The organism is Peredibacter starrii (assembly GCF_034259205.1).
Taxonomy (GTDB): Bacteria; Bdellovibrionota; Bacteriovoracia; order Bacteriovoracales; family Bacteriovoracaceae; genus Peredibacter; species Peredibacter starrii.
In genome coordinates this window covers 970,583-993,153 of record NZ_CP139487.1, presented here as the reverse complement: position 1 = coordinate 993,153, position 22,571 = coordinate 970,583, and the positions used below count along the sequence as shown (strand labels likewise).

Annotated in this window: 23 protein-coding genes; 18 read left to right on the top strand and 5 right to left on the bottom strand. The window is 42.0% G+C overall.

Features of this window, described 5'->3' with window-relative positions:
- The first annotated feature begins 2 nt into the window (after positions 1-2).
- Complete coding sequence (gene lipB / locus SOO65_RS04925) at positions 3-740, top strand: lipoyl(octanoyl) transferase LipB (protein ID WP_321397864.1); 738 nt, start codon at positions 3-5, stop codon at positions 738-740.
- Positions 727-1,728: a chorismate synthase gene (gene aroC / locus SOO65_RS04920; RefSeq protein ID WP_321397862.1), complete on the top strand. Its 1,002-nt coding sequence runs from the start codon at positions 727-729 to the stop codon at positions 1,726-1,728. The genes lipB and aroC overlap by 14 nt, the downstream gene beginning before the upstream one ends.
- Here aroC and SOO65_RS04915 read toward each other — a convergent pair.
- The gene (locus SOO65_RS04915) at positions 1,676-3,742 is read right to left on the bottom strand and encodes an LTA synthase family protein (RefSeq protein ID WP_321397860.1); all 2,067 of its coding nucleotides are present in this window, start codon (positions 3,740-3,742) and stop codon (positions 1,676-1,678) included. The genes aroC and SOO65_RS04915 overlap by 53 nt on opposite strands.
- A 30-nt stretch (positions 3,743-3,772) precedes the next feature.
- Positions 3,773-4,873 (bottom strand): type IV pilus twitching motility protein PilT, encoded by a 1,101-nt coding sequence (locus SOO65_RS04910; RefSeq protein WP_321397858.1) that lies wholly within the window; start codon positions 4,871-4,873, stop codon positions 3,773-3,775.
- Between the two features lie 125 nt (positions 4,874-4,998).
- Here SOO65_RS04910 and SOO65_RS04905 point away from each other — a divergent pair, with 125 nt between their 5' ends.
- Together SOO65_RS04905 and SOO65_RS04900 are read left to right on the top strand one after the other, a co-directional pair.
- A complete protein-coding gene (locus tag SOO65_RS04905; protein WP_321397854.1) occupies positions 4,999-6,141 on the top strand; it encodes a phospholipase D-like domain-containing protein in 1,143 nt (380 codons plus the stop codon).
- 3 nt (positions 6,142-6,144) lie between these two features.
- Positions 6,145-6,888: an endonuclease/exonuclease/phosphatase family protein gene (locus SOO65_RS04900; protein WP_321397851.1), complete on the top strand. Its 744-nt coding sequence runs from the start codon at positions 6,145-6,147 to the stop codon at positions 6,886-6,888.
- Here the strand turns inward: SOO65_RS04900 and SOO65_RS04895 are convergent.
- The 3 genes from SOO65_RS04895 to SOO65_RS04885 all read right to left on the bottom strand — a co-directional run bounded on the left by SOO65_RS04895 (position 6,885) and on the right by SOO65_RS04885 (position 10,231).
- The gene (locus SOO65_RS04895; protein ID WP_321397848.1) at positions 6,885-9,086 is read right to left on the bottom strand and encodes a cation-translocating P-type ATPase; all 2,202 of its coding nucleotides are present in this window, start codon (positions 9,084-9,086) and stop codon (positions 6,885-6,887) included. The genes SOO65_RS04900 and SOO65_RS04895 overlap by 4 nt on opposite strands.
- Complete coding sequence (locus SOO65_RS04890; protein ID WP_321397845.1) at positions 9,074-9,505, bottom strand: cation-transporting P-type ATPase; 432 nt, start codon at positions 9,503-9,505, stop codon at positions 9,074-9,076. The genes SOO65_RS04895 and SOO65_RS04890 overlap by 13 nt, the downstream gene beginning before the upstream one ends.
- A 90-nt stretch (positions 9,506-9,595) precedes the next feature.
- Positions 9,596-10,231 (bottom strand): SGNH/GDSL hydrolase family protein, encoded by a 636-nt coding sequence (locus SOO65_RS04885; protein WP_321397842.1) that lies wholly within the window; start codon positions 10,229-10,231, stop codon positions 9,596-9,598.
- 82 nt (positions 10,232-10,313) lie between these two features.
- On the opposite strand from SOO65_RS04885, the gene SOO65_RS04880 reads away from it, so the two are divergent.
- The 14 genes from SOO65_RS04880 (at position 10,314) to SOO65_RS04815 (ending at position 22,511) form a co-directional block, all read left to right on the top strand.
- Positions 10,314-10,988 carry a hypothetical protein gene (locus SOO65_RS04880; RefSeq protein ID WP_321397838.1) on the top strand — a complete coding sequence of 225 codons (675 nt, stop codon included), beginning with the start codon at positions 10,314-10,316 and terminating at the stop codon, positions 10,986-10,988.
- Positions 10,989-11,032: 44 nt separating this feature from the next.
- A complete protein-coding gene (locus SOO65_RS04875) occupies positions 11,033-12,136 on the top strand; it encodes an NnrS family protein (RefSeq protein WP_321397835.1) in 1,104 nt (367 codons plus the stop codon).
- Positions 12,137-12,213: 77 nt separating this feature from the next.
- Positions 12,214-12,792 carry a cytochrome c3 family protein gene (locus SOO65_RS04870; RefSeq protein WP_321397832.1) on the top strand — a complete coding sequence of 193 codons (579 nt, stop codon included), beginning with the start codon at positions 12,214-12,216 and terminating at the stop codon, positions 12,790-12,792.
- Entirely contained in the window at positions 12,780-15,392 is a 2,613-nt protein-coding gene (locus SOO65_RS04865; protein WP_321397830.1) for a 4Fe-4S dicluster domain-containing protein, read from the top strand. The genes SOO65_RS04870 and SOO65_RS04865 overlap by 13 nt, the downstream gene beginning before the upstream one ends.
- Positions 15,382-16,683: an NrfD/PsrC family molybdoenzyme membrane anchor subunit gene (gene nrfD / locus SOO65_RS04860; RefSeq protein ID WP_321397826.1), complete on the top strand. Its 1,302-nt coding sequence runs from the start codon at positions 15,382-15,384 to the stop codon at positions 16,681-16,683. Before SOO65_RS04865 ends, nrfD begins: the two co-directional genes overlap by 11 nt.
- A complete protein-coding gene (locus tag SOO65_RS04855) occupies positions 16,665-17,156 on the top strand; it encodes a DUF3341 domain-containing protein (RefSeq protein ID WP_321397823.1) in 492 nt (163 codons plus the stop codon). Before nrfD ends, SOO65_RS04855 begins: the two co-directional genes overlap by 19 nt.
- Before the next feature lie 52 nt (positions 17,157-17,208).
- A complete protein-coding gene (locus SOO65_RS04850) occupies positions 17,209-17,574 on the top strand; it encodes a c-type cytochrome (RefSeq protein ID WP_321397820.1) in 366 nt (121 codons plus the stop codon).
- Positions 17,571-18,374: a hypothetical protein gene (locus SOO65_RS04845; protein WP_321397817.1), complete on the top strand. Its 804-nt coding sequence runs from the start codon at positions 17,571-17,573 to the stop codon at positions 18,372-18,374. Before SOO65_RS04850 ends, SOO65_RS04845 begins: the two co-directional genes overlap by 4 nt.
- A complete protein-coding gene (locus SOO65_RS04840; RefSeq protein ID WP_321397815.1) occupies positions 18,371-18,643 on the top strand; it encodes a hypothetical protein in 273 nt (90 codons plus the stop codon). Before SOO65_RS04845 ends, SOO65_RS04840 begins: the two co-directional genes overlap by 4 nt.
- On the top strand, positions 18,615-19,259 hold the full coding sequence (locus SOO65_RS04835) for an SCO family protein (protein WP_321397812.1): 645 nt from the start codon (positions 18,615-18,617) through the stop codon (positions 19,257-19,259). Before SOO65_RS04840 ends, SOO65_RS04835 begins: the two co-directional genes overlap by 29 nt.
- A complete protein-coding gene (locus tag SOO65_RS04830; protein ID WP_321397807.1) occupies positions 19,256-20,128 on the top strand; it encodes a c-type cytochrome in 873 nt (290 codons plus the stop codon). The genes SOO65_RS04835 and SOO65_RS04830 overlap by 4 nt, the downstream gene beginning before the upstream one ends.
- The gene (locus SOO65_RS04825; RefSeq protein ID WP_321397805.1) at positions 20,112-21,710 is read left to right on the top strand and encodes a cytochrome c oxidase subunit I; all 1,599 of its coding nucleotides are present in this window, start codon (positions 20,112-20,114) and stop codon (positions 21,708-21,710) included. Before SOO65_RS04830 ends, SOO65_RS04825 begins: the two co-directional genes overlap by 17 nt.
- On the top strand, positions 21,707-22,258 hold the full coding sequence (locus SOO65_RS04820; RefSeq protein WP_321397799.1) for a cytochrome c oxidase subunit 3: 552 nt from the start codon (positions 21,707-21,709) through the stop codon (positions 22,256-22,258). The genes SOO65_RS04825 and SOO65_RS04820 overlap by 4 nt, the downstream gene beginning before the upstream one ends.
- Positions 22,248-22,511, top strand: a complete 264-nt coding sequence (locus SOO65_RS04815) for a cytochrome C oxidase subunit IV family protein (protein WP_321397796.1) — start codon at positions 22,248-22,250, stop codon at positions 22,509-22,511. Before SOO65_RS04820 ends, SOO65_RS04815 begins: the two co-directional genes overlap by 11 nt.
- Positions 22,512-22,571 lie beyond the last annotated feature (60 nt).

The following is a 22,571-nucleotide window of genomic DNA, read 5'->3' as shown; positions in this document are numbered from 1 at the left end:
TCATGAACACTCTCTTTTCATCCGCTGAACTAGCATCTTTGGATTTAAAAGAGAGTGACCTTACCACTCTTAATGAAAGAACAATCGTTGTTACGAAATGGAACTGGGAATACTCTCAGGCCCATAAGTTTCAGCGTCTCGCTTTAGCAAAAGTACAAGAAGGCCAGGGCCTTCGTATTCTCATTTGCACGAGCCATCCGGAAGTTCTGACTAATGGTCGTGGTCTTCAGAAACCTCGTAAAGGTGAAGTTCTGGAACTGGTAGAATTTAAACCAGAGAACTATCCAAACCTTCCTTTTCCGCTTCAACAGATTGAACGCGGCGGAGGTCTGACCTTTCACCATCCGGGACAATTTATTTTCTATCCCATCGTGAAACTTAATCCACAGACACTTTCGCTGTCTCATATGATGGATCAGATTTTTGATTTTTCAATTGAGGTCTTGAATGACTGGGGTGTTAAGGACGTTCATCACACGCATAAATATCTAGGTCTATGGCATGGAGAGAGAAAACTTGCTTCAATGGGAATCGCCATTGAAAAGCTTGTGACCTTTCATGGCATGGCCCTCAATATTAAACATAGTAAGAACATGGTCTCTGCTTTAAGAAATCTCAATCCTTGTGGCCTTAATCCAGAAACATATATTTCGGTAGAAGAACTTACTACTCTACCCGAGAACCCGCTCGAGAAGTTTCGGGAAGAATTTTTGAAAAGGATCAAACATGAGTGGCAATAGCTTCGGTCAATTGTTTCGCGTGACCACCTTTGGTGAGTCTCATGGTGAAGCACTTGGTGTGATTATCGACGGCATGCCAGCAGGTCTTACTGTGAACCTGGATGATCTTAAAAAAGAACTTCTTCGTCGTGCTCCCGGGCAACATGCGGTTCATACTTCTCGTAAAGAAGATGATGTTCCTGAAATTCTTTCAGGTGTGTTTGAGGGAAAAACTCTCGGAACTCCTATTACGGTTATCGTAAGAAATACCAATCAGCGAAGTGCAGACTATGAACCTCTAAAAGATTCATATCGCCCAGGACACGCGGATAAAACGACCATGATGAAATACGGTTACCGTGATCATCGCGGTGGCGGACGTGCTTCAGGTCGTGAAACTCTTGCTCGTGTAATTGGTGGTTACTTCGCGGGACTCATTCTTCCGAAGGCCTCTTTCTACGCTTATATTGAACAAGTAGGACAATTTAAACTAAGCTCTAAGCCTGCTGATCATTCGGTTTCTCGTGGCGAGATCAACATTCCTGAGAAGAAGATGTCAGATGAGGTAATTGCCTTCCTAAGTGAATGCAAAACAAAGGGTGAATCGGCCGGTGGAATCGTTGCTCTTTCAATTCAAGGCTCACCTACAGGGTTAGGTGAACCCGTCTTCGATAAACTTAAAGCTGACTTTGCCAAAGCTATGCTTTCACTTCCTGCCTGTATTGGAATGAGTGTTGGAGATGGATTTGAATTGGCACTTAAGCCTGGATCTGAAATTTCAAAAGACTCAAAGAACTTTGCCGGAATGGAAGGTGGAATTTCTAACGGCGAAGAGATTGTTTTGAAACTTGCCTTCAAGGCCCCATCAACTATTGGTGATAAGGCCAAAGCTGGTCGACACGATCCATGCATTCTTCCGCGGGTTGTTCCAGTGGTTGAAGCGATGGCAAAAATCGTTATGGCCGACCATTACCTCCGTCAGGCTGCGTACTCTTCTTTTCTGCCTTAAGATAGGAATCGGTAATACCAATTAGTCCAAGTCCGTGCTGCTTTAGAGCATGAAGTGCTTCTGTTTCTTCAGCTGGCCCAAGGATTTGCTTATCAAGGTCTTTCCACTTCCAGAATTTTCCGTGGTGGTAAGCGCCCTCTTTGTTGGCAAAAATTCCTGTGCTGTTAATGGCGTGAGATTCATCGCTTAAAAGGTTTTCACCAAGCTTTATGTAACTCTGGTTAGAGAGAGCTAAATGATAAAGCGTCGGGAAAATATCTTCGTGAGAGCCAAATTTAGTTAAATCGATATTCACCGGTTTATAGGCCTCTGGAACAGAGATAAAGAAAGGAACTGCATAACGACGGAATTCCTGATCTTGCTCTACACCTTTAGCGATCCAGAAGCTATGATCTCCGGTCAGGGCCACAATGACTTTATCTCCTGCGGCCGATCCTTTGATACGAGTGATGAATTCGCCGGTCTTTTGATTAGAGTATTGGAAACCTAGAAATCTTTTACTCGCGAGATTTTCATCTACGGTAATTGTCTCCATTACTTCCGGACTAAGAGTTAAAGTCTTCGGAGTATACGAAGATGGAAACTCGAAAGGTGGATGATTTGAAGTCGTAAGAATCAAAAAGAACTGAGGCTTTGTTGCGGTTCTGATTTGTTCGTCGATGAAAGTATAAAGGTACTCATCAAAAATGCCCCACTCGTTTCCTAGATCACGGGCAGAAAAATTATTAAGTTCAGGCATGGCCTCTTTAATTTCATCGGCACCCCAAAGGCGATCATACTTTTGCGTGCTGAGGTATTTTCCCAGGTTTCTCCAACCTAGTTTTCCCCCATACACAAAATGAGTTTCATAACCGCTTTCTTTGAAGGGAATATTTCCAGCAGATTTAAGTGCGGTCTGCATGAACTCTGACTCAGATAAAAAGCGAGCACCTGGACGGATGACCTGTGAAGTCGCTACCGAAACAATACTGCCAATCGTGCCATTTTCGGCCGGAAGAAAATTCTTGAAGAGTAAACCTTCGGCAAAATGCTGCTTCAGTTCTCCCAAGAGTTCGAAATTCTCAGAGTCTTTTTCGTTCCAGTAACTTCCGAAACTCTCCATGACTATCATAACAACGTGAGGTGGATTCTTTTTTAAGAATGGATTGGCAGGAGTTTTAACAGTCAATGCTGGTTGAATATCTGAGGAAGTCGGGGCCACGTTCCAGGCCGCCTTGTAAGCATCTTCCCAAGTTCCAAAACCATAGTTTTTTAAATAGTTGTACTGATCCTTACCAAAGGTTTTGCGAATCTTAATGGCGCGATTTAGCGTTAAAGCACCATTGAGGGCAATCTCATTCACGAACTCGTTATCGCTAATGAATGAATCTTCTACTGAAAGCGGCAGACGAGAAAAATTACCACGTCCCAAGAAAGCGATCACGACAAGTCCCATGAGTAATGTAATTGGGACTTTGAAATCATTTTTCTTGGCCTTTAGATCAAACTCAAATGGTGAGAAGAGAAATTTAATGAAGCGATAAAGCCCATAATGAACAAAGAAAAGAATCGTCCCCCAAAGAGGAACCGGATAGTTCTTCCAGATAGTAACGATTAGGGCCTGCGTATCGTCTTCAAAGAAACCAAAGAACAGAATATTCAAATGCTCTTGAAAGTAAGAGTAAAATCCATAATCACAAACGTATAACCAGCAAAGAGCGAAGTAACCAAGACAAAGCGTGGTCACCATCAGAAAGCGCGTGGTCTTAATGACTTTTTTCCCCGGAAGGAAGTAAGCAACGTTTAAAATGAGAAATGGAATAAGATTGATGTAGGAAAGTGGCATGAGATCATAACGAAGACCGAGAAACATCGCCTGCTTAATTCCAGCGAGGTTTGCCATCAAAGTGTCCCAATCGCCAAAGAATAAAGCGAATGTAGTTCGCGCCAATGTCATGAGGATGGCAAAAAGAACGAATAGGAAAACAAGATTTTTAAGCCAGCGCCAGTAGTAGTGCCTGAAAGAAAGATTCATAATATGACCTCAGTTAGAGGATCATATCAATCAGTCGTCCCCTTGAGAATCACCAAACATCAAGTTTCTCTCGAAATCTTCTGGCTTCGTAGCATTTGCCTTAGCTTCTTCCAACGTAATACGTCCCTCTTTATAGAGTGATGTAATGTGTTGGTCAAAACTTTGAGCTCCAGAAGTATTACGACCTTTTTCAATGTAAGTGTAAATGTCTTTGGTTTTTGAAGGCTCCATGATCGCCTCACGGATACCAGGATTGTTGATCATGATTTCCTGAGCAGCAACACGCCCTTTACCGTCTTGAGTTTTTAGGAGCCGCTGAGAAATAGTGGCATGTAAGTTATCAGCAAGACGAGTTCTTACAACGTTTTGTTCTTCAGGCGGGAACATCGAAATTAGTCGTCCAATCGTACTAAGCGCATCAGTCGTGTGAACTGTACCAAAAACTAAGTGGCCAGTTTCCGCGGCCTTAATGGCAATCGAAATTGTCTCAGCGTCTCGCATCTCACCAATCAGAATAATGTCCGGATCCTGTCGAAGGGCCGAGCGAAGTGCCGAGTTGAAATCAGAAGTATCTTGGCCAATCTCACGTTGAGTAATGCGGGCCTTAATCGGAGTGTGCACATACTCAACAGGATCTTCCAGAGTCAGGACGTGAACGGCCGAAGTTTTGTTAATGAAATTAATCATCGCCGCCAAAGTCGAACTTTTACCGGAACCGGTGGCACCCGTTACGAGTACGAGACCAGCGTTAGCACCTGCAATTTTATTAATCACAACCGGAAGTTTTAGATCTTCCGTCGTTGGAACTTTATCAGAAATAAGACGAAGAATTAGTCCAATCTTGCCTTGGTAGCGCATAAGATTGTAACGAACACGACATACACCTGGGACAGAAAAAGATCCGTCATGTTCCTTAATTTTATCGAGACCTTTTAAAATCTCACTATCTTTGATCATGATACTGCAAACAAGTTTGAGATCGTCATTCGTGAGTGGATCATACTTCACTTGAACCAGATCGCCTCTTAGGCGGAAACAAGGTTTCTCATCTGTTCGTAGGTGAATATCACTTACTCCACTTGCAGCAGCAGATTTAATAATACTGAGGAACGCTTCTTTGGTCAGTGCCATGATTCTTCCGTTTAATCGAAATGTATGCAAACTTATCGAAATCTCGTGGAAGAACCTTAGCCCTGAAACATATCCGAGCGACACGCTCTACTTTACTAATTATTTGAAAATCCGAAAGGATATCCATGTCACGATACTGGAAAACGGAAGAAGTTTTTTTTGATGGGGATGAATATTTCGATCGTCTCATGAAGGACATCGATCAGGCCCAACACTATATCACCATGGAGATGTATATCTTCAATGATGATATGTTGGGAAAAAAGATTGTCGCCCATCTTATCAATGCTCACCAACGTGGTGTGAAAGTTCAAATTATTGTTGATGGAGTTGGGAGTTACCTGTTCTTTGATAAGCTTCACGGCATCTTTCAGAAGAAAGGCATTCTGGTCAAGATGTATAATCCTCTCCCCTTCTATCACCCTTACTATGGCAAGTTGAACTTTATTCGAAAACTTCAAATCATGTCAGTAAGACTCGTGAGACTGAATAAGCGCAATCACCGAAAGATCGTTACGATTGATAACACCATTATGTACACCGGTAGTTTCAATGTCACGGCAGAGCATACTAAGTATCACACAGATAAACCCTGGAAGGACATGGGGATGAGGGTGACTGGAGATAATGTTCGATTTGCAGTTCTTAATTTCAAAAAGAACTGGAAGTTGAGAGATTATTTCCGTTATAAAAAGCAATTGAAGCGGACGCTTAATATTAATTGGCGACAGTCGCCTCTCAGACTGAATCACACGCTTTTCATGAAGCGCTACTTCTATAAAAATTTCCTTCAGAAAATTCATAAGTCCCAAAATCGCATTTGGCTTATGACTCCGTATTTCATCCCTAAGAGAAGGCTTATTCGCGCCCTAGGGAAGGCCGCACGTCGAGGTGTGGATGTACGGATTCTGATATCGTCTCGAACGGATGTTGAGTTTTTCCGTTGGCTTCAATATTTTTACTATGCTTATTTGATTAATAAAGGCGTGAAGGTTTATCAGTATACAGACTCAGTACTCCATGCCAAAAATTACATTATTGATGACTGGATGACGATTGGATCAACTAACTTGAATCATCGGAGTTTCATTCATGATTTGGAAGTGGATCTTGTAGTACAAGATCCGGAAAATAAAAAACTGGTAGAGGAACATTTCCTCTCCTCTTTAGTGGACCAAAAAGACATTACCCTTGAAGGATTAAAACAAAGGCCCCTATGGGACCGCGCTCTTTCAAGACTGTTCTTCCTCTTTAAATATTGGTTTTAAAAAATGAAACTTAGGGTTCTTTCTTACAACATTCACAAAGGCTTCACGATTGGTAATCGTGATTTTATTTTGGAGCAAATCCGACTGGCCCTTCGTGAGACCAATGCTGACATTCTATTTTTGCAAGAAGTACTGGGTGATCACCAGGACAAAAAATGTCGAATCCCTGATTGGAAGACCGCCATTCAATTTGAATATCTGGCCGATACTGTGTGGTCACATTTTGCTTACGGTAAAAATGCCGTCTATCCGGAAGGTCACCACGGGAACGCCATTCTAAGTAAATTTCCTATCATGGATTGGACCAATCACGTGATCTCGACCAATCGTATGGAGCATCGAGGGCTTTTGAAGGCGAAAGTTCAAATCCCCGCCACTGGCCAGGAAATTGTACTCGCCAATGCACACTTGAATCTTCTGCAAGGTGGCCGAGATCTTCAGGCAGAAATGATTATTAAGCATATGAAGCCGGACGAAGGCATACCTTGGATTCTAGTGGGTGACTTCAACGACTGGAACAAGAAAATATCTCCGAAGATTGAGCAACATTTGGGTGCGAAGGAAGTCTTCAAATCCCTTCATGGGAAATATCCTCTGACCTTCCCTTCATTCTTACCTACATTGTCTCTTGATAGATTTTTTGTGCATGGATTGACTCCAATTACAGCAATGGCATTGACGGACAGTCATTGGAAAAATCTTTCAGATCATTTGCCGTTGTATGTAGAGATTGATTTACCTGACTAGGACTTAAGAGGATAAAACCTTCTCCAGAATTTATAGGTCTCAATCGCGAGCAATACTGTTAATGAGACTGCCAATAAGTACAACCAACTTTCAAATGATACAGGTCTGATACCTAAGGCATCATTTAAACCAGGAATGTACAAGGCAAGAATATGTAAAATTTGGGCCCCTAAAGTTCCAATCAACAAAAAAGGATTTCGTAACGGTTTCAACGTAAAAACCGATCTGACTTCAGAACGACAATTCCCAACCATAATGTTTTCAAATAAAACCAATAATAGAAGTGTTAAATTTCGTGCCGACTCAAGCTCCAGGCCGCTTTTAATGAAAAAATTGAAATGCCAAAAGCAGACGCCGCCCATGACAGTGGAGGAAATGATCACTCTTTCAAGCATACTCCGATTTAAAATAGGTTCATTTGGTCTTCGAGGCGGTCTTTGTAATTCATCACCTTCACCCGGTTCAAAAGCGAGGGCAACATCTTGAATTCCATTAGTGACTAAATTCAGCCATAACAATTGAATAGCAGTTAATGGCATGGGCGTTTTAAAGATCATACTTAGAATAAAAAGCAAAATTTCAGCGATCCCGGTTGAAATAGATAAATACACAACCTTTCTCACATTATTGTAGGCTATTCTTCCTTCTTCGATTCCTGATACAATGGAGGCAAATCTATCATCCGTTAAAATGAGTTCTGCAGTTTCTTTGGCCAAGTCAGTTCCGCTTTCCCCCATGGCAATTCCTACATGAGCCGCCTTTAAAGCAGGAGCATCATTTGCTCCATCACCGGTTACAGCAACAAACTTTCCATTCTGGATGAGTGCATTTACAATTTCCAGCTTCTGACGTGGTTCTACTCGGGCAAAGACCCTTGAAGACAATATCAAGTTTTTTTTTGAAGTATCATTTACATTCTTTAAATCTTCTCCAGTCACAACGGTCTGAAATCTTTTTGTCAGACCAAGTTCATTTGCAATTGTGAGAGCAGTCTCAGGATGATCACCCGTTACCATGGCGACCTCTATACCTGCTTTCTCACAAAGTTTTACGGCATCGAAGGCCTCGGGTCTTAAAGGATCGATCATTCCAACAACTCCTAGAAAATCTAATTCATGTAGTTGTTCTTGCAATGGGATGATACAGTCCGAAACATTTTTCTGGGCAACTGCCAGAACTCTTAGTCCGGATCGTGCCAACCGTTCACCATCTCTCAAAATTTTCGAACGATCAACGGATCTACACCAAGGTAATATAACTTCCAGCGCGCCCTTCACAGAAATAAACCCTTCACCATTTTTCTGATGAAGGACGGCGGCGTATTTATTGACTGGCTCGTAAGGAATGACTTGAACAAGTTGAAACTCATTTCTTACTTCTTCGTGAGAAACTTCCATCTCCCGAGAAAAGACCAAAAATGCAACATCGACGGAATCGCCATAAAAACTCTCCCCCTCCTGTCGGGCCTCATTACAGAGGATAGAGGCAACGATAAATTTTTTTAGTTTTAAGTCCCCTTTAGAGATGTTCGCATTTCCAGGATTCAACTCATTTATTTCGCTATCCCTGCCTTCACTTAATAGTATTTTTTTTATGGTCAACTTATTGATGGTTAGTGTCCCGGTTTTATCAGTGGCAATAAAAGTACAAGACCCGAGGGCCTCCACAGCAGGTAAACTCCTAACTACAACGTGCCTCTTGGCCATCTTTTTGGCGGCGATGGACAAGGCAACCGTTAAAGCGACAGGTAAACCTTCTGGAATGGCCGAAACTGCAAGGGCAACAACAAATATAAAGACATTTGTTAAACTCTGACCTTCCCACAATAAATAAGACGCTAAAACGATGGAGACGAAAATCAGAAGATAAGAAATTTTTTTGGTCAATCCTTCCATTCTAATTATGAGCGGCGCTCGAGCGGGACTCTCTTCTTCCAATCCTTTTGCAATCCGACCTAATTCAGTTTGAAGTCCCGTTGAAGTCACAACTCCTTCGGCCCTTCCCTTCATCACTAAAGAACCGGTGAAGGCCATATTAAGCCTATCAGCTAAAACCACATCTTTATCCAGAACAAGATCATCATTTTTACCAATGGAGATAGATTCTCCAGTTAATAAAGATTCATCGATTTCTAATGAATGAGAATTGATTAATCTGAGATCGGCGGGAACTTTTGAGCCTGACTCTAATAAAACCATATCGCCGGGGACCAGCTCTTCAGATAGGATTTTTTTTGTTGACCATTTCTTATCACCAAAGCATGCTGGGCGCTCAATTGCTTAAGGGCCTCTGCACTTTTTTCTGCGCTGTACTCTTGAGTCGTCCCGATCAATGCATTAATAATGAGAACAATAAATATAAAAAAGGCGTCTGTTAGATCACCGAGGAAAACAGATAATGCGGCAGCTGCAAAAAGCACATAGATAAGTGGGCTCAAGAATTGTTTGAAGAATATTTTTATCATTCCCGGTGATTGAGCAACAGGAAATATATTGGGCCCAAAGGCTTCAATTCTGGATTTGACTTCCTCATCCGACAGACCGTCAGTTGAGGTGGAAAGAAGCTTTAAAATTTCATTCTGCGAAAAATTATGCGGAGCTAGTAATTCTCTTTCCATTATCACTCCTGATAGCAACAAGATAGGCGCTTTTGAATGCCTATCAAAGTCGCGAAGTGAGGAACTTGAAAAAAAACAGTTTGATAAGAGTTACGGGCGAGTCATTAATGATTGTACAACAGCATCTGCCCACGCTTTCGCAATCGGTGTGCCTTTTGCGGACCAGTAATGAACTCCGTCACCACCAGTCTCAGGATACTTTGTCACGGTCTCGCTATCGAATAGAGCGCAGTGAACAGTTTCTTCAATAAGCTTTTTAATACGAGGAATTTCTTTCCGATATAATCGCATATCAGGCGGAGTAATCCAGAAGCATTTCGCACCTGAAGCGTTGATACTTGTAAGAAGTTTTTGAAGGTCTTTCTTCACGAACTCATCACTCGGAGTCTTCACATAATTAGAACCGAATGCCACAAGAACGATATCAGGACGAATTTCAGAAAGAAGGTTTTCAATTAGTGGGGTCGTGTGTTGAGTGGCCTCACTCAATTTGCCGGACTCATCAATAGATAAGTAACCACATGTTGTTTTCTTACCTGTATACCACCATCCAGCAATTGATCCGCAACTAGCAAAAGTAGAAACCTTATGTCCCTCTTTTCTAAGATTCTCATCCAACCTACGGCCAAATGGGCCAACTGTATGGGAATCACCTACAACTAATAGTGTCGAACTAAAAACACTCGGCGGCAGAGAGATAATGAATAGAAAAAGAAGCTTTAACATGGCGGCAATTTAGCAAAGCACCAGAGTCAAAGCAAGGATTTAAACTTGGCGGCTGCCATGCATTCTCTCTAAGTTATAACCTATGACATTCATGGAAAAGATGGGTCTTATTCATGGTTACATCTTGGGCATTTTTACAGGGCTCATTAGTTTTCTAAGATCATCACGCATGTTCCACCCAAGAGGCATTGTTTTTGGAGCAGAGGTTGATTCGAAAGTTTTGCCTAACAAGGCGCTGGTAAGATTCTCAAGTGGCTGGTGGAAAAAGAAAGAATGGCCCGATGCTTTGGGTATTTCAATACGTTTCCATCAAGACCAAAAAGAACAAGACCTGTTGTTTGCAAGTTTTTCTTCACCTCTCCTTCTTCTCATCTCGCCCTTTATCACTAACTTCAAAGACTATTTTGGAAATACTTATTACGGAGTGGGCTTTTTTCAAAGAGGCGGAAGAATTGTTAAATATAAGATCAATCCCAAGCGAGCTGATAAGACTCATGGTTCAAGGAAACAAAAGTTAGAACACGATTATCTTCAAGGCGCATCACTTGAATTGATTGAAGAAGATCAAGAAACAAAGGGTACTCAAGTCATTGCCATCTTACGACTGGTGGAACGGCCAGAAGTTGATCAGGAAGCATTAAGATTTTCGGCCTTTAAAAACGATTTCAATATTGTTCCGCGAGGGTATCTCCAATATTTAAGGGTGGGAACTTATAAACTAGGCCAATTGTCCCGACCTAAATCAAAGAAATCCTGATTTATGTCATGCATTTGAGGTGATCTCAGCTTTAGAATAGAACTATGAAATACATCAATGAGCCATACCGAGTTTTCTTTCCCCTTGGAACCCTACTCTTTCTTTGCGGGATCCTTCTCTGGATACCTCAGCTCTTTAATTCAGGTGAATATCCTGTTCTCCTTCACCGTGCGCTGATGCTAAATGGATTTACTGCAAGTTTTATTGGTGGCTTTCTTATGACGGCGGTCCCGAAGTTTTCTCAAACGGAAGAAGCAAAGCCCATTGAAGTTGGTGCCTTCTTTGCGGTTGTAATGCTTGCTCTGGTGTCAGGGCACATGGGACATGAAGCATGTCTTAAAGTTGCTTCGGCCCTTCAGCCCATTACCATTCTTGCTTTTTTATTAAGACGAATTACTAAAAGAAAACAAAATCCACCTTACAGCTTTGTCTTTATTTTCGTAGGCCTTATTCTTTGGGCCCTCTCAAGTATCTTAGGCATCTTTATTGAATCGGATGCATTAATGAGACTTCATTATGAAGGTGCTATTGCTGCTATTATTTTGGGTGTCGGCAGTCGACTGATACCTGGTATTTTGGGACATGTGGAAATCGTGGCGGCACAAAGAAGCCAATATGAAAGACCGATTCCTATTTTCAAAACTGTTCCAATCCATTTCTTCTTTTTAATTGCGGCCTTCGTTGGAAGTTACTTCGCCCAGGAGGACATTGGAAACTGGATTAGACTCGTTGTTGTCGGCGTTATCTCATTCACCTATTGGAAACTCTACTTAGCTCCAAAAGATAAAACCGCTCTTACTTGGTGTATTTGGTTTTCAGCTTGGCTAATTACATTAAGCTTTTTCTTACGCGCCCTTTGGACTGATGCAGGGATTCATGCTTCTCACTCATTTTTTATCAATGGTATTGCGCTTCTAAGTTTTTTAATCGCGACACGAGTCCTTCAGTCGCATGGTCCAAAAAAGAAAGAACTTGAGAATGAAAAACTACTTTTTGTAGTTACCGGTTTGGTGTTTATTTCTTCTGTCACTAGAGTGTCGGCTTACCTACTGGAAGAGAGCTATCAACGTCATCTTGGCTATAGTGCTCTGATTCTCAGTGCCGCAGCTATCTTATGGGGATGGAAGTATTTAAGATACGCAAAATAATCACCCAGCGCAGTTTGACGTATAAAGCTTGTTTTAAGAAAGTGTCCTGATTCTTTTTTTCCGAAAGCCCAAAACCCATGTTTAAACTTTCTAAGGAGAAAAACAGGCTCTTAAAGCAGCTGATTGTTCTTTCAGTGGTTTTGCTCGGTTCATTTGTTTGTCTTGCTCTTATCTTTGGCCAATCATCTTACGTAACAGACAGGGGACATTTTAAAGAACAGCCCCTCGCCTTCTCTCATCGAACTCATACTCATGATGTGGGAATTGATTGCATCTACTGTCATACACAGCCAGAAAAATCTCCACAATCAGATCTCCCTACAACTGAAACCTGTTACGGATGTCATCAGGACGTTCTTAAAACAACGGCCTATCTTGATCCCGTCCGAAGTGCTTATCAGAAAAACGATGTCATCAAGTGGAACAGAGTTAATCTTCTGGCAAACCACGTTTACTTCAATCACTCGAAGCACCTAAAAAGAAATATCAGCTGTGAAACTTGTCATGGTGACGTGACTCAAATGCCAAAGATGACTGCGGCCCATGACTTCACTATGCAGTGGTGCCTAAGTTGTCACCGTACCTATCATGAAAATGAGAAAGCTGAAGACGTTATCAATCGTGATCTTAAAGGTTGTTATACATGTCACAGATAGAACCAAATAAAGAATTTGAAGGTCCTGCTCATCTCTCAGATATGGATCGTCGGGACTTCTTAAAGTACATGGGTCTATTCTCGACCATGACCTTTCTTTCAAATTGTACTCGACCGGCGCAAAATATCCTTCCCATGCCCCGTGAAATTGAAGAGTACTCAACCAGAAGTTATGAGTTTTATACAAGTGCATTTTCCTCAAACGGATTCAGCCAAGGGATCAAGGTTAAATGCTTTCAGGGCCGCCCAATTAAGATCGAAGGAAATGAAAATCATCCATACTCATTCGGAGCTACGACTGCCCAGGCACAGGCCTTACTTTATGATCTCTATCATCCCGGAAGAAATCAAAAGATTCAGTGGCGTGGAAAGGAAAAGAAACTAAGCGAATTCCCTGATCTCATGAAGGATATGACTTCTCGTTGGGGCAAGGGAGAAGAAGTTGGTTTTATTTTCCCCGCCCAGCACTCGCCGTTTGTAAATCAGCTCATTGATAAAATTCAAGAGAAGTACCCCGAATCTAAATGGATAAGCTTGTCTCCTTATAAACAAACTGCCTGGAACCTCATTACAGAATTAAATCAGGATGTGGTGATTTCGTTTGATGAAGACGCCTTCTTTCATCGTCCAGACGCTATAAAGTTGTCCCGTGAGTTTATGAAAAGGCGTGAAAGGGCCATCACTTCCAACAACAAAGAGGCGATGAACGAACTCTATGTTTATGAGTCATCACCTACTCTCATGGGCGCCAAGGCCGATTCTCGGGTAAATATCACAAGAGAAGAGATATGGAATGACGCCGTTGATCTCATGAATATCATTGCAGGGAATCCTGTTATGAACGAGAGGATGCAGAAGCTCTATTCTCGTATCAAAGGAAGAAGGGCCATCGTCTTTTTAAATAACAGTTTAGATCCAGAGGCAAAAAATCTTGAGCAAACCATAAATCAATTGTTAAAGGTTGATTACCAGTACTTGGCCTTTGAAGTTCCTGAAACACATATGGAAGCGGATTTTGTTAAGTTACTGAAGAATAAAAAAATTAAAACTCTCTTTATCCTTGAATCAGATCCAGTGTATTGGAACCAAAGTTTGCGCTCTTTAATAGAGGGAGTTCCAGAGAAGATTTCATTGTCCCTATTTCCTAATGAGAGCCATGATCTCGCAACCATTAAGATTGCTCAGTCTCATCCCTTAGAGTCCTGGGGGGACTTAAGGGCAATCGATGGTTCCATTACAATTCAACAACCATTGATAGAACCTATCTACACTTCGCTCTCTCTTCCTCAAGTTTTGCTAGGAATTTTGGGAGAGACGAAGACACCCTTGACTCTCCTTAAAGAGACGTATCAATCACGCTGGGAAGAAGGTCTGCAAAAAGGTTGGATGGCAGGAGAAACAAATTCAATCCTCGCCCCTTTAAATCAATTCCCAAAAAGAAAACTCACCGATGGCTTCAATATCAAATTAGTTCCTGATCCAACTGTTGGATACGGGGAATTTGCCAACAATCCCATCATGCAAGAACTGCCCAAGCCGTTTTCAAAACTTACCTGGAGTAATGCGTTTTATATTTCACCTGAAGATGCAGAGGTAATGAAATTAAAAACGGGTGATGTCATCAAGGTAAAATCTAAGAAAGTGGGAATAAAAGGACCAGTGTGGGTTCTTCCAGGTGTAGCGAGAGAGACAATCATTGCAACTTATGGTTACGGCCAGCAGAATGGAACATTTGTCGCCAAAAAACGTGGCTACAGTGCTTATGCCTTCGAACAAGACGAGGCCATTACTCTTGAGAAGACTAGTGGATACATTGATCTCGCCTCGACACATGGTTTTCAGATGCTTCCCGAGAAACACTCACCAGTGAAGCATGGTCGACTTCCCCTTGGAGAGAAGGAGCCCAAAATTAAAGTCGCAAGTCTTTATCCTGAACATCCAATTCCCATTCAGGAAAAAGGTCCTCAATGGGGCATGACAATTGATCTCACAACTTGCATAGGCTGCCAAAGCTGCGTGAGCGCATGTCAGGTTGAAAATAATGTTCCTTTTGTTGGAGAAGATCAAGTTAGACAGGACCGAATTCTTCATTGGTTAAGAGTCGATACTTACTTCAATAATGGACAAGCAGTTTTTCAACCTATTCCATGTATGCATTGTGAGAAGGCCCCCTGTGAAGTTGTTTGCCCGGTAAATGCGACTGTTCACGGGAATAGTGGTCTCAATGAAATGATTTACAACCGCTGTGTGGGAACCCGTTACTGCTCTAACAATTGTCCCTATAAGGTGAGACGCTTTAATTTTAAAGCTTATTCAGTCATGAAGAAGCCATGGAATATGGGTTTTAATCCTGATGTAAGTGTTCGCGAAAGAGGTGTGATGGAAAAATGCACCTTCTGTATTCAAAGACAAATCAAAGGAGAAGGTAAAACGGCCTGTCAGGTGGCCTGTCCAACTGAAGCAATTACTTTTGGTGATATTAAAGACGATACTTCATTAGTAACACGCAAAAAGAATCTTTCTCATAATTATGACCTTCTGGAAGATGAAGGAACCGTGCCTCGAACCTCTTACTTAAAGGTCATTCGTTATGAAGCCTGAGATGCACGATTTAAGTGAGAGATTGAGTGAACTCGGGGTCACAAAATCTGCGCTCATTTTTAAACTCTTCATTCCTATGCTCCTGCTTTTGATGGTGCTCCTTATCGCTATCACTTACCTACTTCTAAAAGGAACAGTTGTTTGGGGAATTAATATTCCTGTGGCATGGGGATTTGCGATTATTAATTTTGTCTGGTGGGTTGGAATTGGACACGCAGGAACTTTTATTTCTGCCGTTCTTCTTCTTGCCCGCCAGGAATGGCGAAGCTCAATCAACCGTCTTGCTGAGTCAATGACTTTGTTTGCTGTCGCTTGTGCCGGAATATTTCCTCTGCTTCATATGGGTCGACCTTGGTTTGCTTATTGGCTTCTTCCCTATCCAAACGACATGACACTTATCCCTCAATATCGAAGTCCTCTGGTTTGGGACGCTTTTGCCGTAACCACTTATCTAACGGTCTCAGTGATCTTTTGGTATGTGGGTCTCATTCCAGACTTTGCCATCGCGAGGGAAAAAACCAACTCGAAAGCAAAGCAGATCATATTTGGAGTTTTAAGTTTGGGCTTTAGTGGTGAGGCACGCGAGTGGCTAATCTTTAAGAAGGCCAGTCTCCTACTTGCTTTGATAGCCACACCTCTCGTAGTTTCGGTTCACACGGTGGTGTCGTTAGACTTTGCTTCGGCCGGAGTTTCTGGCTGGCACTCGGCCATCTTTCCGCCCTTCTTCGTAATCGGCGCCATCTATTCTGGTTTTGCCATGGTTATCTGTATGCTTATTCTTCTTCGACATAAATTTAAAATCGAAGATCTAATTACTGAAAGGCATATCGAACGAAGTGCCAAGCTGTTACTTATGAGTGGTACTCTCGTGACCTTCTTTTATATCACCGAGTTTTTCATGGCCTGGTTTGGTGAGGAATATTACGAGATCGTAAACCTTGTTCATCGAGCGACAGGAGAAAAGGCCTGGGCATTCTGGACCATGCTGTTTTGTAACTCGATCGCCATTCAACTTCTCTGGATTCCCAAGTTCAGAAGAAACGAAAAACTTCTTTTCGTCGTATGCATTTTTGTCCTCATTGGCATGTGGATGGAGAGATACGTAATCGTGATTACCAGCCTCATGGATTCGTACTTACCTTCAGGAGCAGGAAATTACTCTCCAACAATCTGGGACTGGCTTCTTTATCTGGGTACCTTTGGTCTTTTTGGTTTTGGAATGCTTTTTGTGATTCGCTTCTTGCCATTTATTCCGATTACTGAGGTTAAAGAATGCAAAGAAGACTTCTAGTTTACGAATTTGATTCTCATGAAGAATTTAGAGAGGCCCTTCTTCAGATCGAAGCGAAGGGACTTACCTTTCGCGCGTACACTCCTGTACCAGAAGATGACATCATGAAATTCCGATCAAAAGGTACTAATCTTGTGATCGTTTATGCTGTCATTGGTGGATTTCTCGGATTCATTACAGGATTTGCTCTTCAATATTATTCCAACGTCTATCATTTCCCGATCAACGTGGGAGGGCGACCACTCAACAGCTGGCCCGCTTTTATGATTATTTGTTTCGAGCTCACCATTCTATTTTCAGCTCTCGGAATATTCGCATCTATTTTTATTTTGAATCGCTATCCGCGTTTTGATCATTCGCTTTTTGATTTGCCTGATTTTAATGAAAGACGAGATCGCCATTTCTTTCTTACCACAACTGAGGAGGTGACCCTTGATAAAGCCATCAAGCGTTTTAATCTTACTCTTCATTAGTGGTTGTAATAACCATCGCGTACAACCGTCACTTCGGTTTCATGAGAGGCCTATGATGCCGGTGGAAGGAACGATTGCGATCAAGGAAGAAGTAAAACCGCTTAGGATTACCAAGCGACGTCTTTACGTAGGGCAAACTCTCTATAATCGAAACTGTGCCATATGCCACGGCCTTGATGGAAGTGGAGATAGCCTGCCTGTGAGACGAGGGTTAACGAAATCCGATCCTCTCTATGAAAAGGAACTTCCTAATCTTTATGATGTGATTACCAATGGCGTTGGAAAAATGCCGGCATTTAAAAGAAAGCTCACTCCTAATGAGAGACAAATGGTGGTTGCCTATGTTGAAGCGCTAAGACTTTCTCGTCGCTTTCCTATGGAAAAACTCGATGAGAGGGACAAGGAGAAAGTGAAATGAAGATCTATTTGATCCTCTTTCATTTACTCATGAGCACCTTCTTCGGCGGAGGAATTATTCTCGCCGTTGCCGGACACTTCAAAGGGGAATGGACAAAGTTTTTGAGATGCTTCATCCCTGGTTGGAAGTGGATCACCATGTTGTGGTTTATTCCCCTCATCGCACTTATCTTAATGGCGACTCATCTCTATCCTTGGGACGGCTTCCACGGGCATAAAGCGACCTACTTTTCAATTTACTATCTCCTCGCAAGACAAGTCATCTATATCGCAGCCCTCTTCGTCGCATACCATTTTTTGAGAACCAAACCATGGATCTCACTCTATATCTATTTTGTAGTTGGGACTTTCTTCTCTTATGACTGGGCCTTGAGTCTTGAAACGAAATGGTTCTCAAACCTCTACGGATTTATTTATCTCGCCAGTGGATCTCTGGGAGCTTTGAGCGTCATGCTTCTCACGCCCATTGCACCTCTCGAACATGAAAGAAGAGATCTGGTGAATTTATATGTAGCGATCAGCCTTTTCTGGTTTTATTTAGAGTTCTGCCAATTTTTGATCGTCTGGATGGGCAATCTTCCCCGAGAAGTCTCCTGGTACGTGGTGCGCACACAAGGAACAATGTTAGTACTTTTCATAGCGGTACCAATTTTAAAACTCATGCCAGGTATTGTTCTCGCCTGCTCTCCAAAATTAAAGGCCAAAGAGACACTTATCAACATTTGTATGTGGATATCTTTATTGGGCCTGGTGTTAGAGATGGTTTGGTTCATTTGGCCATCAATTAAGGGAGGAGTATGAGTCGATTATATTTCAACACTCTCCTTCTCATCATTCTTTTAGCTCTCTCACATGTTCTGGTTTGGCAGATGGATAAGGGTCTTCACCATGCGAGGAAGGACTATCGGAAAGAAATTGAAGGAAAGAGTTATCCCTATTTAAGAAAAGAACGACTTCAAATTGAAAAGATTCAGAAAAAGAGTCTCAAGACATGGGCCAAGGGGAAAGATGGCTATATTCAAATGCCTATTAATCGCGCCTTTGATTATTATCTGCGCGATCTTAAGTAGCGAGTCACGGGCATCGCTACCCGACATTCCGGTCACAAATGAGTTTGGAGTCACTTCTCCACTTTCAACTCATTTAAAAGAGAGAAGTTTACTCGTGATGGGTTTTTATAACTGTAAGCATATCTGTGACTTCATGGTTAAAAATCTTTCCCAGGATCTTGCTCAATTTAAGCACTACCCCCATGTGGTGTTCTTTGGCATTGATGAGAAAGAAGGTCCAAGAGACGCTCTTAAATTAAAAAAGCGGATTGTGGGATCGGCCAAGTATCATTGGACCTTTCTTACTACAGATAAAGAAAGCATCGAAAAATTGGCCAAGGCCTTACCTTTTGAAATGAAGCGAGATCCAGTAAGCGACGTTATCACTCATGAGATCGCTTTTTATACCGTGGAAAACAATCAGATCATTAACAAAATCACTGATCTAAATATCAGTGAGAATCTTTTCGAATCGAAAGCGACAGTATTGGATCACATCAAGAGGTTTTGTTCAGAATTCGATCCCAGAAAATCCAAGTATGGCGTGTATGTCATTAATGGCCTGTCTCTCCTGAGTGTGGCCTTTGTTGGAGTTCTGGTGTTTTGGTTTAATTATTTGAGGCGCAAAACGATATGAAGTGGCCAAGTGACGTTTCAGCATTCTCAACGAGCCTTGATCAGTACATGCTGTTCATCACAGTGGTTTGTGGTGGCGTTACCGTTATTATTCTTTTTATCATCGCCCTATTTTGCTTCAAATATCATGCTTCTAAAGTCACCAATGAAGTAAAGGCCCTCACGAATAGAACTCTAGAGACCGTGCTTATTCTATTTACTCTCGGTTTCTTTATGTATTTCTTTTATCGGGCCACTGATCTTTACCAGGAAAAGGTAAAACCACAAAAAGCCGACTACGAAATCTTTGTTTACGCAAAACAATGGATGTGGAAGTTTCATCACCCCAATGGTTTTACAGAAGTTAATAATCTTCATCTGCCGAAAGATAAAAAAATTAACTTTGTGATGATTTCAGAAGATGTGATCCACAGTCTATTTCTACCTAATTTTCGAGTGAAACAGGATCTTGTGCCCGAAGTTTATACCACTATGTTTATCCACCCATTAAAACTTGGGACTTATCCACTTTTTTGTACGGAATACTGTGGAACTGATCACGCTCTCATGAAGGGTTCCATCAATATCATCGAACACGAAGATTATGAGCGGCTCATTCATAATCCTACCGGATCATCTGGACGAGACCTATTTGTGAAGAACAACTGTCTTACCTGTCACCACGACGGTTCGACACTGGCACCGAGTCTAGTTAACTTGCAGCGAACTGATGAAGAACTCCGTCGCTCAATCCTTTACCCTCAAACCGAGAAGGTTAAAGGGTATGAAGCGGTCATGCCTTCTTATAAAGAGACCCTGAGCGAAAGCGATGTGCACACTCTTATTCAATACATTAAAAGTATGAGGAAGATTGATGAAAAATTACTTTGATTCTCCTCGTGGTGTTCTAAGTTGGCTCATAACGACCGATCACAAGAAGATCGCATGGCTCTATTTAGTCAGTATCACCTTCTTCTTCATTATTGGGGCCTTCGCCGCCCTTCTCATGAGAATTGAGCTCTTTACCGCTCATGGAAATATTGTTTCTCCTGATGTTTACAACCGTCTCTTTAGTATTCACGGCATCGTGATGATTTTCTTTTTCCTCGTTCCTTCAATTCCATCAGTGCTTGGAAACTTTTTATTACCCCTCATGATAGGTGCTAAAGACTTGGTTTATCCACGTCTGAATCTCATGAGCTGGTATGTCTTCATGATAGGCGGTCTTTTTACATTGTGGGCAACGATAGACGGTGGGGTTGACACTGGATGGACCTTCTATACTCCCTACAGCACCATGTTTTCTAATTCCCATGTGGTTTTGGCTGCACTTGGGGTTTTCGTGACGGGTTTTTCTTCCATCATGACAGGGGTGAACTTCATCGCGACCATTCACCAACTTCGTCATAAGGACATGAATTGGTTTAAGATGCCACTCTTTGTCTGGGCCATGTATGCCACAAGTATTATAATGGTGCTCGCGACTCCCGTTCTAGCTACCGCCGTTCTTCTGATTGGGCTTGAGAGAATATTTGGGCTCGGTATTTTTGATCCAGCTCTTGGAGGAGATCCACTCCTCTTCCAGCATATCTTCTGGTTTTACTCCCATCCTGCGGTGTACATCATGATTTTACCTGCCATGGGAGTTGTGAGTGAGGTTCTCTCTTGTTTTTCTCGAAGACGCGTCTTTGGTTATAAATTTATCGCTTACTCGAGTCTCGCAATTGCTCTGTTCGGTTTCCTAGTATGGGGTCACCATATGTTCGTGAGTGGACAGTCGACCTTCGCAAATACCGTATTCTCATTCCTAAGTTTCTTAGTGGCCGTTCCTAGTGCGGTGAAAGTGTTCAGTTGGACCGCAACGCTTTATCGCGCCAAGATTTATCTAAGGACACCAATGATTTATATCCTGGGCTTTATCTCACTTTTTTTAGTGGGTGGTCTCACAGGACTCTTTCTCGCTTCCCTAGCAATCGACCTTCACGTGCACGACACCTACTTTGTTGTGGCCCACTTCCATTACATCATGGTGGGAGGAGCGGTGATGGGATTTCTTGGAGGTATTCACTTCTGGTGGCCTAAAATCTCAGGAAAGACTTATAACGAAAAATGGGGGCGCTTTTCGGCCGTCATTATTATCTTGGGATTTAACCTCACGTTCTTCCCGCAATTCATTCTCGGTTATCTGGGAATGCCGAGACGGTATCATTCTTATCCAGAGGTCTACGAATATCTCAATCAGGTATCAACAGTTGGACTTTTTCTTTTGGGGATTGGTTACTTCTTCCCGATTGTTTATTTAACGATGTCGCTTTTTGATAAGAAAACTGTGGGAGCGAATTATTGGAATGCCGCCGGACTTGAGTGGTTGACGGAATCCCCTCCACCTCATGAGAACTTTCACGAGCTTCCGGCGACCGTTCCTGATGTGTATGATTATGAGCGCCTGCCTGATCTAGGAGGTGTTTCATGAAAAATCATATGGGAATGTGGATATTCCTCGCTTCTGAGATGATGATCTTTGGGGTTTTAATATTCCTCTATCAAGTGGCCATGAATCAGAATCTGAATGAGTTTCGAATGGCTTCTCATGATCTTCACTTCATCCATGGAACTGTGAATACGGTAATTCTTCTTACTTCGAGTTATTTTGTGGCCTTAAGTGATGTGAAGAAAAATCGATTGTTTCTCATTCTAGCAATGATCTTAGGAGTGGTTTTTATTTCAATCAAGGGCTTTGAGTATTATGACCTAACTCAAGAAGGAAAGTTTCCTTTAAACTTCAAAGACCTTTCAAGTGCCGAGACTCTTTTCTTTACCTACTATGGCTTCCTCACATTTTTACACCTTCTCCATGTGTCTGTAGGAATTCTTCTGTTGGGTGCAGCCTGGTTCCTTTACTACAATCCAAAGGAAAAAAATCTTCCTCATAATGCTGGACTCTATTGGCACTTCGTAGATTTAGTATGGGTCTTTATTTATCCTCTTTTCTATCTCATTGGACGAAATTATGGAAAATAAGTCAGTTCATCTAGCTTATTTTGGATTACTTGCTTTACTCGCGATGACAGTATCGATGTCGTATCTTGAGCTGGGATTTGGGAATGAGTTACTTGCTTATGGGTTTGCCACACTTAAGGCGCTTATTATTCTCATCGTTTTTATGAGCCTTACTAAGGAACACATCATTTCAAAGGTGTATTTCTACATGGCGCTGTTTGGGATATTGTTGATTGTGGTGTTTGTTATGGATGACTTGGTATTTAGAAACTAAGTTCTTATCTAAGATTTCTTAAGAACTTAAACTTCACCTTCAATAATGCCGACATCCTCA